The organism is Methylobacterium sp. B1, from assembly GCF_000333255.1.
GTDB lineage: Bacteria > Pseudomonadota > Alphaproteobacteria > Rhizobiales > Beijerinckiaceae > Methylobacterium > Methylobacterium fujisawaense.
Map to the genome: position 1 here is coordinate 1 of NZ_BACT01000381.1, position 12,463 is coordinate 12,463.

10 protein-coding genes and 1 pseudogene are annotated in these 12,463 nt (G+C 69.9%); 5 read left to right on the forward strand and 6 right to left on the reverse strand.

Annotation, left to right across the window (positions count from 1 at the left end):
- Positions 1 to 162 precede the first annotated feature (162 nt).
- A complete protein-coding gene (flhA, locus tag I53_RS11155) occupies positions 163 to 2,310 on the forward strand; it encodes a flagellar biosynthesis protein FlhA (RefSeq protein WP_043350527.1) in 2,148 nt (715 codons plus the stop codon).
- 229 nt (positions 2,311 to 2,539) lie between these two features.
- Here flhA and I53_RS11160 read toward each other — a convergent pair whose 3' ends face one another.
- The 3 genes from I53_RS11160 to fliI all read right to left on the reverse strand — a co-directional run bounded on the left by I53_RS11160 (position 2,540) and on the right by fliI (position 5,667).
- Positions 2,540 to 3,613, reverse strand: a complete 1,074-nt coding sequence (locus I53_RS11160) for a lysylphosphatidylglycerol synthase domain-containing protein (protein ID WP_043350518.1) — start codon at positions 3,611 to 3,613, stop codon at positions 2,540 to 2,542.
- Positions 3,614 to 3,756: 143 nt separating this feature from the next.
- The gene (fliJ, locus tag I53_RS11165; protein WP_012322462.1) at positions 3,757 to 4,164 is read right to left on the reverse strand and encodes a flagellar export protein FliJ; all 408 of its coding nucleotides are present in this window, start codon (positions 4,162 to 4,164) and stop codon (positions 3,757 to 3,759) included.
- A 150-nt stretch (positions 4,165 to 4,314) separates the two neighbouring features.
- Positions 4,315 to 5,667, reverse strand: coding sequence for a flagellar protein export ATPase FliI (fliI, locus tag I53_RS11170; RefSeq protein WP_043350519.1), 1,353 nt, complete (start codon positions 5,665 to 5,667; stop codon positions 4,315 to 4,317).
- 419 nt (positions 5,668 to 6,086) lie between these two features.
- Between fliI and ctrA the strand changes: the two genes are divergently transcribed.
- Complete coding sequence (ctrA, locus tag I53_RS11175) at positions 6,087 to 6,788, forward strand: response regulator transcription factor CtrA (protein ID WP_010683835.1); 702 nt, start codon at positions 6,087 to 6,089, stop codon at positions 6,786 to 6,788.
- A 178-nt stretch (positions 6,789 to 6,966) separates the two neighbouring features.
- Here the strand turns inward: ctrA and I53_RS11180 are convergent, their stop codons facing one another.
- Both I53_RS11180 and cysS read right to left on the reverse strand, forming a co-directional pair.
- Positions 6,967 to 7,734, reverse strand: a complete 768-nt coding sequence (locus I53_RS11180) for a trypsin-like serine protease (protein ID WP_051044778.1) — start codon at positions 7,732 to 7,734, stop codon at positions 6,967 to 6,969.
- Positions 7,735 to 7,853: 119 nt separating this feature from the next.
- On the reverse strand, positions 7,854 to 9,251 hold the full coding sequence (cysS, locus tag I53_RS11185; protein WP_043350531.1) for a cysteine--tRNA ligase: 1,398 nt from the start codon (positions 9,249 to 9,251) through the stop codon (positions 7,854 to 7,856).
- 310 nt (positions 9,252 to 9,561) lie between these two features.
- Between cysS and I53_RS11190 the strand changes: the two genes are divergently transcribed.
- Positions 9,562 to 9,909: a hypothetical protein gene (locus I53_RS11190; protein WP_043350520.1), complete on the forward strand. Its 348-nt coding sequence runs from the start codon at positions 9,562 to 9,564 to the stop codon at positions 9,907 to 9,909.
- Between the two features lie 52 nt (positions 9,910 to 9,961).
- Here I53_RS11190 and I53_RS11195 read toward each other — a convergent pair whose 3' ends face one another.
- Positions 9,962 to 10,474, reverse strand: coding sequence for a CreA family protein (locus I53_RS11195; protein ID WP_043350523.1), 513 nt, complete (start codon positions 10,472 to 10,474; stop codon positions 9,962 to 9,964).
- Between the two features lie 159 nt (positions 10,475 to 10,633).
- Between I53_RS11195 and I53_RS11200 the strand changes: the two genes are divergently transcribed.
- Together I53_RS11200 and I53_RS34540 are read left to right on the forward strand one after the other, a co-directional pair.
- Positions 10,634 to 11,686, forward strand: coding sequence for a DUF2865 domain-containing protein (locus I53_RS11200; protein ID WP_043350524.1), 1,053 nt, complete (start codon positions 10,634 to 10,636; stop codon positions 11,684 to 11,686).
- A 78-nt stretch (positions 11,687 to 11,764) separates the two neighbouring features.
- A pseudogene (locus I53_RS34540) lies at positions 11,765 to 12,463 on the forward strand (hypothetical protein); the annotation flags it as partial.

A 12,463-nucleotide genomic window follows, 5' to 3' on the forward strand; every position in this document is an offset into this window, starting at 1 on the left:
AAGCCCGCAAAGGGCTCGGACGGGTCCTCATCAAGCGCTACGGGCAGCCCCGGGTTCCCGGCACTGCCCGCCAACATCTTAACGCCGCGCTAACCATCCACCCGGCAGATCTTGCCGAGTGCTCCCCGGCCCGTCCGAGGGGAACGGCGACGGATGGAATCGATGGCAGAAGCGGCGAGCGCGCCGGCACAGGCGGGCGTCACGACGGTCCTCGGCCAGCTCACATTGCCGACGCGCGGCGACCTCCACGCGCTGTCCAAGCGGTCGGACCTGCTGTTCGCCACAGGCGTGCTGGGGATCCTGGCGGTCCTCATCTTCCCGCTGCCGGCAGTCCTGCTCGACCTGCTCCTGGCGGTCTCGATCATCATGTCGGTGCTGATCATGATGACCGGCCTGTCCATCGACAACCCGCTGGAATTTACCGTTTTCCCGACGTTGCTGCTCATCGCCACGATGCTGCGGCTCGCCCTGAATCTCGCCTCGACCCGCCTGATCCTCGGGCACGGACACGAGGGCACCGCCGCCGCGGGTCACGTCATCGAGGCGTTCGGCCATTTCGTCATGGGCGGCAACTTCGTGATCGGGATCATCGTGTTCGCGATCCTGATCATCGTGAACTTCGTGGTGATCACGAAGGGCTCGGGCCGCATCGCCGAGGTCGCGGCCCGCTTCACCCTCGACGCGATGCCCGGAAAGCAGATGGCCATCGACGCCGATCTCTCGGCCGGCCTCATCGACGAGAAGGCCGCGAAGGCCCGGCGGGCGGCGCTGGAAGAGGAATCGTCGTTCTTCGGCGCCATGGACGGTGCCTCGAAATTCGTCCGCGGCGACGCCGTGGCGGCCCTGCTGATCACCTTCATCAATGTCGTCGGCGGCATCATCATCGGGGTGGCGCAGCAGGGCATGAGCTTCGGCGACGCCGCCAAGAGCTACACGCTGCTGACCATCGGCGACGGTCTCGCGAGTCAGGTCCCGGCCCTGATCGTCTCGACGGCGGCGGGCCTGCTGGTCTCCAAGGCCGGTGTGCGGGGCGCGGCCGACAAGGCCCTCGGCAAGCAGCTCGCCCATTATCCCAAGGCGCTGGGCATGTCGGCGGCCGTGATGCTGCTGATCGCGCTCCTGCCCGGCATGCCGATGCTGCCCTTCGTGCTGCTCGGCGGCGGCGCCGGCTACGCCGCGTGGCGCATCAACAAGACCGCCAAGCTGGCCCCGCCCCTCGACGCCCAGGGCGTACCGATGGATGCGGCCGCGGTGGCGGCCGCGGCCGCCCCCAAGGAGGAGACGGTCACCGACCTCCTGAAGCTCGACGACCTCAAGCTGGAGATGGGCTACGCGCTCCTGGCGCTCGTCAACGGCGAAGGTCAGGACCGGCTCACCGACCAGATCAAGGCCCTGCGCCGCCAGCTCGCGGCGGAACTGGGCTTCGTGATGCCGTCGGTGCGCATCCTCGACAACGTCCAGCTCGACGCCAACGCCTACGTGGTGCGGGTGAAGGAGATCGAGGCCGGCACCGGCCGGATCTTCCCCGGTCAGTTCATGGCGATGGATCCGATGGGCGGCCAAGTCCAGCTGCCGGGCCAACACATGCTGGAGCCGACCTTCGGCCTGCCGGCCACCTGGATCGACGCGGCCCTGCGCGACCAAGCCCAATTGAAGGGCTACACCGTGGTGGATGCCGCAACCGTGGTGTCGACCCATCTCACCGAGGTCATCAAGGCCCACGTCTCCGAGCTCCTCAACCACGTCGAGGTCTCGAAGCTACTGCGCGAGCTGTCCAAGGAGCACGCCGACCTGCTTAAGGAGATCGTCCCCTCGCAGATCTCGACCACCGGCATCCAGCGCGTGCTGCAGTTCCTGCTCGCCGAACGGGTCTCGATCCGCGATCTCGGCGCGATCGTGGAGGCGATCGCCGAAGTGGCGGGCGGGGTGAAGAACCCCCGGGACGTGGTCGAGCACGTCCGCGCCAGGCTCGGCCGGCAGATCTGCGCGCAGTACCAGGACCAGAACGGGATGCTGCCGATCATCACCCTCTCGCCGGCCTGGGAGCAGGCGTTCATGGAATCGATCGTGGGCGAGCGCGACGAGCGCTACCTCGCGATGCAGCCCTCGAAGCTCAGCGAGTTCGTCAATGCGGTGCGCGACCGCTTCGAGATGGCGGCGCGCCAGGGCGAGATGCCGGTCCTCGTGACCTCGGCGCAGACGCGGCCGTTCGTCCGCTCGATCATCGAGCGCTTCCGCCGGGAGACACCGGTGATGAGCCAGGCCGAGATCCATCCGCGGGCGCGTCTGCGGACGGTGAATTCGATCTGAGCGCAGACGCTCCCTCGCGACCGGACGGATCGCGGCCCCTGGATGTCGGCGTCGGGCTCCATAACGCCCGGCGGATCATCGCCTCAGGCCGAACGCGGGAGCCCGTTGCACCCCGCGCGGAGACCGGCCTCAGAAGGGTGAGGCCCGCACGACAGGGGCTTCGTGCGCTGCCTTCCCAGACCGGACGCGAGCCGCGACGGCGCCCCCTGAAGGAATTCCCAAGGGCGGGTCAGATCGCCTTCTGCTTGAGCTCCCGCTCCATCTCATGGGCGTCGAGGCCAGGAGCGGTGACCGGCGGTTCCGGCACGACGGTCGCCTTCGGTCCGTTCGCTGGGGTGCCGATCGCCGCGGCCAGACGCGAGCGTTCGAATGCGATCACCACGATCACCGAGATCAGCGCCGGAAGCCAGAAATAGAAGACGCGGAACACCAGCAGCGCGGCGACGACGGCGTTCTTACGCGCCTCGTCGGTCTCCGCGATGTTCATGGCGGTGAGGAAGACGATCTCGAAGACGCCGAGGCCACCGGGCGCGTGCGAGGCGAGCGCCACCGAGAAGGAGGCCAGGAAGATCGCCAGGACGGGGATGAAGCCCGGATTGACCGCGTCCGGCAGGGCAAAATAGATGATCCCGGCCGCCCCCAGAAGCTCCAGCGGTGCCGCCGCGAGCTGGCGCAGCATGATCCCCGGGCGCGGGTATTCGAGCTTGAATTTCCGCAGGCTGATCGGCGGCAGCCGCAGAAGCGAACCGGCGACGTAGAGGGCGACGAAAGCCAGCATCCCGATGCCGACGGCGACGGCCGTACTCGGATTGGTCAGGATCGCCGGGAGCTTGTCCTGCAGGCGGGCCAGCAGATGCGGATCGTAAACCAGCGTGAAGCCGCCGAGCAGCACCGTCCCGAGGAAGAACGTGAAGGAGCAGAGCGCCACCAGCACGGCGACCTGCGCCGCCGACAGGCCCTTGGCCGTGTAGGCGCGATAGCGGACCAGGGCGCCGGAGAAGACCGAGGCGCCGATATTGTGCGAGAGGGCGTAGGTCGTGAAGGAGCAGAGCGAGACGAACAGCCACGAGATGTGGCGCACGCCCAGATGCAGGAGCGCGATCCGGTCGTACCAGGCGAGCGCCGCATAGGCGACCAGGGTCGAGAAGGCCGCCAGCAGGATCCGGTGCGGCGGGATCGCGAGCACCGCGGCCCAGATCGCCGAGAGCGAGGTGGTCTTCAATTCCTGATAGAGGAAGTAGCCCGATACCACGACGGCCGCGAGGCCAATCATGGGCCAGATAAACTCGCTGATCTTCTTCATGAACACCGACGCCCTGGGGAGAGCCCCTGATGCGCCGGCACGCGACGCGCTGCAAGCGGCATGTCACCGCCGCGATCCCCCTTGTCAGGTGATCGTGACGGTTTCGTGCCGCGGGAGCCTGCCGATCGGTCCGTCGGCCGGGCTCAGCCCCGGGCGCGGTTCAGGCCGATCCCGTCCATGGCGGCTTGGTCCCGAGCCGATTCGGCCGCGCGCTCGGCGGTCCGCTCGCGGTCGTTCAGGATCTCGACCTTCTTCAGTTCCTCGAAAGCCTCGCCCAGCTCGGCCTTCGCCTCGGCGAGCTGACCCTCGAGAGCCTGGGCGGACTGAATCATGTTGTCCCGGCGCGTCGCCGCCGCGCGGGCATAGGTCGGGTAGGCGAAGTGACCGACATCGGTGATTCCGGCCCGGGCCTCCTCGACGGCGACCTCGCGATCGAGCTCCACCGCCATGCGCTGGAAGTCGGCCATCATCATCTCGATCTGGGTCACGCGCCGGCGCTTCTCATCGACCTGGAAGCGGCGCAGGCGGATCAGCGTGTCACGCGATTTCATTAGGACGCTCACTCCACGCAACGCTTGAGGCCGCGCCCGGGATCACGCCCGGACCGTGCCCATGTGCGAGCCTGCCCACGGCAGCCTCGCCCGGATCCCCCACCTGCACCATGTGGTTCGCCGAAGCGTCGCCGCCCCGAGGCATGGTGCCTAGGCCCCGCCGATGATCTCGGTGAGCCGTGCGTAACCATCGCCGATGGACGTTGCTTCTTCCTTACCCTGCCCCAGAAAAGCCTCAAGATACGGCATGAGCGCCACGGCCTCGTCGACCTCCTGGGAGGAGCCGGCCCGGTAGGCGCCGAGGCGGATCAACTCCTCCATATCGGCATAGGTGGACAGCACCCGCCGCGCCCGCCGGACCACCGGCAGATAGGCCGGATCGCACGAGCGCGGCATGGTCCGCGAGACCGAGCGCAACACGTTGATCGCCGGGTAGCGCCCGCGCTCCGCGATGGCGCGCTCCATGACGATGTGACCGTCGAGGATGCCGCGCACCGCGTCGGCCACGGGCTCGTTGTGGTCGTCGCCCTCGACCAGGACGGTGAACAGGGCGGAGATCGTCCCCTGCCCCACGCCGGGACCGGCCCGCTCGAGCAGGCGCGGCAGCTCCGAGAAGACGGTCGGCGTATAGCCCTTGGCGGTCGGCGGCTCGCCGGCGGCAAGGCCGATGTCGCGCTGGGCCATGGCGAATCGTGTGATCGAGTCGATCATGCACAGGACCTTGGCGCCCCGGTCGCGAAAATACTCGGCCACCGATAGGGTCATGTAAGCCGCGTTCCTGCGCATCAGCGCCGGCTCGTCGGAGGTCGCCACCACCACGATCGAGCGGGCGAGGCCGGCGGCTCCGAGGTCGTCCTGAAGAAATTCCTGGACCTCGCGGCCGCGCTCGCCCACGAGGCCGATCACCGCCACGTCGGCGGCGGTGTAGCGGGCCAGCATCGACAGCAGCACCGACTTGCCGACGCCCGATCCGGCGAAGATGCCCATCCGCTGGCCGGCGCACATCGTCAGGAAGGTGTTGATGCACCGGACGCCGAGATCCAGCCGCCCGCCCACCCGCGTGCGGGCGTGGGCGGGCGGCGGGTCCGCGCGCAGGGGATAGACGTCGGGCCCGTGCGCCAGGGGGCCGAGCCCGTCGACCGGCCGCCCGAGGGCGTCGATCACCCGGCCGAGCCATGCGTCGGACGGCCGGATCGCGCCGGCCGATTCGTCGCGGACGTAGGCGGGGCAGCCGCGCCGCACGCCCTCGAGCGAGCCGAACGGCATGGCGAGCGCCCGGTCGCCCTGGAAGCCGATGACTTCGCAGGGCACCAGCCCGTGGCCGTTGGCGCCCTCGACATCGACCCGTCCCCCGAGCCGCATCGCCGCCACCGGCCCGGCGACCTCGACCAGCAGGCCGCGGATCGCCACGACCCGGCCGAACGTCTCCAGCACCTCGATCCGCTCCAGGGCGGCCTGCGCCGATGCGAGGGAAGCTACGGATCTTGCCGGATCCTGTGTCATCGGCCTGGCTCTCAACGCTTCGTTTACCGGCCTCCTTAACACTGCGGGTCACGGGCTCGTAGCGGCTCGATCCGGGTCGCGGCTTCGGCCGCGCCCGACGAAGTCGTACCGGTGTGTCCCACGGACAACATCGGGGATCGGATCGTTGCGGAGGAAGTACTTACGCCGAAGGGGGCGAGCGGCCTGGACGCGGGCGGATCGGAATCGGGGTCGGGGCGAGACCGGGGAAACGCTGTTTCTCCTGTCAAGCTCGCGGAACTTCGAACGAGACGCTTGCGGGCAGGAATCAGGTTTTGTTAACGATTAATCCATAGCGTTCCACGTCAAGAGCGACGGAGCGCCCGTCCACAGGCCGGTGGCGGGCGAACGATAGGGACGTGTCTGCGCGCTGATGCGGCCGGCGGGGCTGGGGACCGACGATGCGGGTACTTTTGATCGAGGACGACAGCGCGACCGCGCAGAGCATCGAGCTGATGCTCAAGTCCGAGAATTTCAACACCTACACCACCGACCTCGGGGAAGAAGGTGTCGATCTCGGTAAGCTCTACGACTACGACATCATCCTCCTCGATCTGAACCTGCCCGACATGTCGGGTTACGAGGTGCTGCGCTCGCTGCGCGTGGCGAAGGTGAAGACGCCGATCCTGATCCTCTCCGGCATGGCCGGCATCGAGGACAAGGTGAAGGGTCTGGGCTTCGGCGCCGACGACTACCTCACCAAGCCGTTCCACAAGGACGAGCTGGTGGCGCGCATCCACGCCATCGTGCGCCGCTCGAAGGGCCACGCCCAGTCGGTCATCACCACCGGCGACCTGATCGTGAACCTCGATCAGAAGACCGTCGAGGTCGGCGGCGCCCGGGTGCATCTGACCGGCAAGGAGTACCAAATGCTGGAACTCCTCTCGCTGCGGAAGGGCACGACGCTCACCAAGGAGATGTTCCTCAACCATCTCTACGGCGGCATGGACGAGCCCGAGCTCAAGATCATCGACGTGTTCATCTGCAAGCTGCGCAAGAAGCTCGCCAATGCCAGCCAGGGCAAGAACTACATCGAGACCGTGTGGGGCCGCGGCTACGTGCTGCGCGAGCCGATGGACGGCGAGGAGCGCATGGCGGTCTAACCCGCCCGGCGCATCGTCTTCCGAAAAACCCCGTGCGGCCAGGCCGCGCGGGGTTTTCGCGTTTCGAAGGGGCTCCTCCGCGACGGCATCGCCGACGCAGCGCAGGGACATCGGGCCCCGCGCGACCGTGGCGGGCGTGGCGCAGGCCGGAGCTTCCGGCTCGCGATGGACGCTACGCTCAGCGCATCCCGGTCGCGGAGAAGACCTGTGCGGCCGGCGCGATCACCACGTAGCCGCCGCAGGGCGCGGCCCGGCTGATCACCGCACTGGCCACGCCCCAGATGTAGGTGCCGCGACGATCCTGCGCGACGACCGGGCCACCGGAATCACCGAAGCAGACCCGGGCGCCGTTGGCCCGGGCGATGGTGAGCCCGGTATTGCTGGCCGCGATCGGCGTCAGCGTGGCGGTGCGCAGGCGTCCGACGGTGCGGCCGGACAGGCCGGCGCCCGCGATCCGCAGGCTCTTCGGGACCCGCCCGGGATCCGCCGCCAGCGGCACGGGCCGCCGGTCGCGCACCGGCTCGGTCAGGCGGAGCACCGCGAGATCGAGAGAGAGATCGGACAGACTGACACCCGACGCCTCGTTCGGCAGCATCTCCCCCGGATCGGGACTGTAGCGGGCGGCGACCCGCGCCCCGTAGACCGGCCGCGCCGGCTCGCTGCCGCGGAAGAAGACCACCAGCGCGCCGAGCGGATCGCCGTTCACGCAATGGGCCGCCGTCAGCACGAGATCCGGAGCGATGAGCACACCGCTACAGCGGGTCAGGCGCAGAGCCTCCTCGGGCTGGGTGATCGTGCCGATCGCGACGGTGGCCTGCGCCAGGGCATCCCGCCCCGCGGCCGCCCCGCCGTCGATGGCGAAAGCCGGCCCCGACAGCCCCAATCCGAATGCCAGGGCCGATGCGGCGGCGGCGCAGCGCGCCCCGATGGTCGCGAAGATGGTCACGTGCTGCTCTTCCCCGGCGCGAGCCCCCGGACCACAGATGCTGCGCACGCCGCATCGCGCAAGCGGGCGCGAGGACGCGGCCGCCGTGACATCCGTGTCGTCGGCGGCCGGCTCAGCAATCAGCGCGCCACCGTCCAGGTGGTGGTGCCGTCCTTGTTGTCCTTCACGGCGACGCCCATCGCGGCGAGGGCATCGCGCGCCCGGTCGGAGGCGGCCCAGTCTTTCGCGGCCCGCGCGGCGCGGCGCTCGGCGATCAGCGCCTCGACCGCCGCGACGTCCACGCCGGACGCCGCAACCTGAGCCTGCTCGCGGTCGCTGCGGGTGCTGGCGAGGAAACCGAGGAGGTTCGCACCGGCGCGCAACGCGCCGGGCTGCGTCTCCGCGCCGCTCGCGAGCCGGTGCAGCTCGTTGATCGCCGCCGGCGTGTTGAGGTCGTCGCAGAGGGCCTCGACCACCCCGGCGGGGACGTCGGACGCGGCGGGCGCATCGCCGGCGGCATTGTACCAGCGGTCGAGCACGCGGCTCGATTCCTCCAGGCCGCGCAAGGTCCAGTCGATCGGCTGCCGGTACTGGGTCTTGAGCATGGTGAGGCGCACGACCTCGCCCGGCCAGTCGTTCAGCACGTCGCGGATGGTGATGAAGTTGCCGAGCGACTTCGACATCTTCTCCCCCTCCACCTGGAGGAAGCCGTTGTGCAGCCAGACGTTGGCCATGACCGGCGTGCCGAAGCAGCAGCGCGACTGCGCCACCTCGTTCTCGTGGTGGGGGAAGATCAGGTCGATGCCGCCCGCGTGGATGTCGAAGGTCCGGCCGAGATGCTTGGCCGACATGGCCGAGCACTCGATGTGCCAGCCCGGCCGCCCCGCCGCCGCGATCCCCGCGGGCGACGGCCAGGACGGCTCGCCGGGCTTGGCGGGCTTCCACAGGACGAAATCGAGGGGCGAGCGCTTGTAGGGGGCGACCTCGACCCGGGCGCCCGCCTCCATCTCGTCGAGGGGCCGCTTCGACAGGCCGCCGTAATCCGGCATCGACGGGACGTCGAACAGCACGTGGTCCTCGGCCACGTAGGCGTGGCCGGCCCGGACCAGCGCCTCGATCATCGTCACCATCTCGGCGATGTGATCGGTGGCGCGGGGCTCGACGAAGCGGGGCCGCTCGCCCGGCACGTTGACGTCCTCCGGCATGAGCACGCCGAGATCGCGCACGTCGCGGTGGAACTGCGCCAGCGTCCCGTCGGTGAGTTCGCGGATGCTGATGCCGCGCTCGGCCGCCCGGGCGTTGATCTTGTCGTCCACGTCGGTGACGTTGCGCGCGTAGGTGACGTGCCCCGGCCCGTAGAGGTGGCGCAGCAGCCGGAACAACAGGTCGAAGACGATGATCGGCCGGGCATTGCCGATATGGGCGGCGTCGTAGACGGTCGGGCCGCAGGCGTAGAGGCGGACATGCTGCGGATCGATCGGCGCAAAGGCTTCCTTGGCGCCGGTCAGCGTGTTGTAGAGCCGCAACATCGGCGCCATGAAACCCATCCCCATTCCGGCGCCGCGGCCTGATCCCGGCGCCGCGCCGGCGCCGGAAAACCGGCCCTGCCGTCAACGACCTGCGGGCCCCGCGCGGCGAAGAACGGCCGAAACGTGGCGGATCCGGAAGGCCCGCCACGGCACCCTGTTGCATCGCGGCGACGGCGCGGCCCGCGCGATGGGGCTAACCCAAAAGCGTGAGGAATTCGAGATGGCCTGCGCGCCCTGCACGTAAGGCTTCCTTAACCGCGCCGTCGGACCGTCCGCGGCACGATCCTCACGCCACAGATCCTGTGCCCAAGGACAATTCATGCGACGCTCGGCCGCCGGTTCCCTCGCCCTCGTCACCGTTCTTGCCTGCGCAGGCCTGACGCATGTCGCGCTGGCCGGCACCGACGGCGAGACGCCTGCGAAGGCGCCCGCGCGTGTCGAGAAGACCTTCCTGATCCCATCCAGCGACGGCTACGGCGTCGGCGAGTGCCTGACCACGCCGGGCAGCGCCTGCGGCCAAGTCGTCGCCAACGCGTGGTGCGAGGCGCAGGGCTACGCGGCCGCCAATTCCTACGGCGTGGCCGCCGCCGACGAATATACCGGCGCGATCAGCCAGCCGGTCCCGACGCCGTCCGAGCGGCCGATCCGGATCACCTGCCAGGACTGAGCCGGCCAGGACTGAGCCGACCAGGGCCGGCCCAGTCGGCAGGGCGCTCCGCTCACTTCATGAAGTCGGCGCATTTCTGCGCCGGTTCGGTGCCCCAGGGCGCCAGCGGCACGGCCGAGGTCGAGTTCTTGGGCGAGCCCTGGATGACCTTGTCCGAATAGACCATGTAGATCAGCGTATTGCGCTTCGCGTCGCAGCCGCGGACGATCTGCATCGACTTGAAGATCAGCGACCGACGCTCGCTGAACACGACTTCACCCTGGCTGAGCTTGCCCTTGAAGGCGATCGGCCCGGTCTGGCGGCAGGCCAGCGAGATGTCCGAGACGTCCTCGGCGAGGCCCAGCGTGCCCTTGATCCCGCCCTTCTCGGGCTGGGTGTACCAGCAGGCGACCCCCGAGACCGCCGGATCGTCCACGCCGTAGACCACGAGCTTGTCGTTGGGGGTCAGCGGCCGCCAGACCGTCGACTTGTCGAAAATGCGATCCGGCTCCTGCGCCGAGGCCGGACCGGCTGCGGCCAAGCCCACGGCCAACAGCCCGACATAGGTGAGACTCCGAAACAACATCACTGGCCAATTCCCCCTCTCGCTTGCCGGCCGGATGTAGGAGGGGTGTCGCGGTCTTGCGAGGGGGCGTAGAATGGCTCCGCTTCGGTTCCGAAGCGCGGATGCGCGCGGGCCTGGATTCTCCGGATCGCCGCGCACCCGATCAACGCGATGCAGCCTATGCCTCACCGCCCGATCGTCCGTACGTTCGGCCGCCTCGTCCTGAGCGCGGCCATAGCCCTCGGACTGTCCTATCCCCTCGCCACCGCCGCGCGCGCGCAGGACGCGGCTCCCAGCCCGCCGCCGACCGAGGCACGGCCGGCGCCGCAACTGCCGTCGCCCCAGTGCCGGCGGTACCGGGCGGAGCTGGCCTCGCTCCAGACCGGCGCCAGCACGACGCGCGCCCTGAACGACGAGATCGGGCGGCTCGAGGCCTATTTCCGCGGCCTCAACTGCGAGGGCGGCAAGTTCCTGTTCTTCGACACGCGACCGCCGCAATGCGGGGCGGTGGAGCAGCGGATCCGCGCCCTCAAGGCCACCTATGGCGGCGCCGTGATCGACGACAGCGGCGCCCGGAAGCGTGAGCTCCAGGGGCTCGTGGCCTCCACCTGCCCGCCGCGCGAGACCTATGCCGGCTCCGGCGAGGCCTATGCCCGGGGCGGCCCGCAGACGGTCTGCGTGCGCACCTGCGACGGCGGTTTCTTCCCCCTGAAGAACCTGCCCGAGGGACGCGGCGGTGCCGACGAGATGTGCCAGGCCCTGTGCCCGGGGACCGAGGCGCAGGCCTATTCGATGCCGTATGGCGACGATGCCCTGAAGCACGCCGCCACGGTGAAAGGCAGCCGCGCCTATGCGAGCCTCGCCAACGCCTTCAAGTTTCGCAAGGAATTCGTTCCGAACTGCTCGTGCAAGCCGGAGGGCAAGAGCTGGGCCCAGTCCCTGGTGAAGGCCGAGAGCATGCTGGTCCGGCACAAGGGCGACATCTTCGTCACGCCGATGCAGGCCGAGGCGCTGTCCCGGCCGAAGGTGCGCCTCACCCTGGTGGGACGGGCCGACCGGACCGCGGCCGAACTCGCCGCCGATGTGGCCGGTCGCGCCGGGGTCGACACGAAGGCTGGCCTGACACCGGAGGAACCCGGAAAGGCCGAGCCGGCGGCGGCGAAACCCGATCACGTTGCCGTGCGCATCATCGCGCCGGACGTCGTCGCTGTCCCCAAGCGCCTCACGCCCTGAGACTTCCCCCGCCCGCGCGTGGGGGAACCAAATGCCGCGTTCCGGGTTCGGGTCGGCCTGAACCGACATGGGACCGCGATGCGTCTGCTCCGCCTGATCCTCCTCACCGGCACGGTGCTGCCGGCCCTCACGCTCATGCAGCCCGCCGGAGCCGAGCCGGGCCGGTTCCACCTCGCACAAGGTGGACCGGAGGAGCGCGGCCCCCGCGGCGGCGAGCCGCCACATGGCGGACCGCGCCCGGAGCGGCCGCCGCAGGAGCGGCCCGGCCCGCAGCCGGGTCCGCCGGCTGGACGTGAACGCCCCGAGCCCCGACCGGAGCCCCGGCCGGAGCGCGCCGCACCGCCGCCGCGCGAGCGGCCGGAACCGCCGGCCCAGCGTGCACCGCAGGCTGAGCAGCCTCAGCGGGAGCGTGGGCCGGAGCGCCGTCCCGAGCCGCCGGCATCGCGCCCTCCGGCACAGGACCGGCAGCAGGAGCGCCAGGATCGGCAGCAGGAGCGCCAAGAGCGGCAGCAGGAGCGCCAAGAACGGCAGCAGGAGCGCCAAGAGCGGCAGCAGGAGCAGCGCCAGCCGGATCAGCGCCAGCAGGAGCGCCGGGAGCAGCAGCCGGATCGTCCGGATCGCGGGCCTCAGGACCGCGCAGCGCCCGGGCGGCCCGGCCCGGAGCGGCAACAGACGCCGGATCGGGACCAGGGTCCTGCTCCTCAGCCGAAGCCGGAGCGGCCGCCGGCACCGCCGCAGCAGCGTCAGGCACCGGACGGGGATCGCGCGGCCCCGGAG

What these genes read in the sequence shown, in the direction of transcription:
- flhA (WP_043350527.1), top strand. Translation starts at nt 163, where the DNA reads ATGGCAGAAGCGGCGAGCGCGCCGGCACAGGCGGGCGTCACGACGGTC.
- I53_RS11160 (WP_043350518.1), bottom strand. Translation starts at nt 3,613, where the DNA reads ATGAAGAAGATCAGCGAGTTTATCTGGCCCATGATTGGCCTCGCGGCC.
- fliJ (WP_012322462.1), bottom strand. Translation starts at nt 4,164, where the DNA reads ATGAAATCGCGTGACACGCTGATCCGCCTGCGCCGCTTCCAGGTCGAT.
- fliI (WP_043350519.1), bottom strand. Translation starts at nt 5,667, where the DNA reads ATGACACAGGATCCGGCAAGATCCGTAGCTTCCCTCGCATCGGCGCAG.
- ctrA (WP_010683835.1), top strand. Translation starts at nt 6,087, where the DNA reads ATGCGGGTACTTTTGATCGAGGACGACAGCGCGACCGCGCAGAGCATC.
- cysS (WP_043350531.1), bottom strand. Translation starts at nt 9,251, where the DNA reads ATGGCGCCGATGTTGCGGCTCTACAACACGCTGACCGGCGCCAAGGAA.
- I53_RS11190 (WP_043350520.1), top strand. Translation starts at nt 9,562, where the DNA reads ATGCGACGCTCGGCCGCCGGTTCCCTCGCCCTCGTCACCGTTCTTGCC.
- I53_RS11195 (WP_043350523.1), bottom strand. Translation starts at nt 10,474, where the DNA reads ATGTTGTTTCGGAGTCTCACCTATGTCGGGCTGTTGGCCGTGGGCTTG.
- I53_RS11200 (WP_043350524.1), top strand. Translation starts at nt 10,634, where the DNA reads ATGCCTCACCGCCCGATCGTCCGTACGTTCGGCCGCCTCGTCCTGAGC.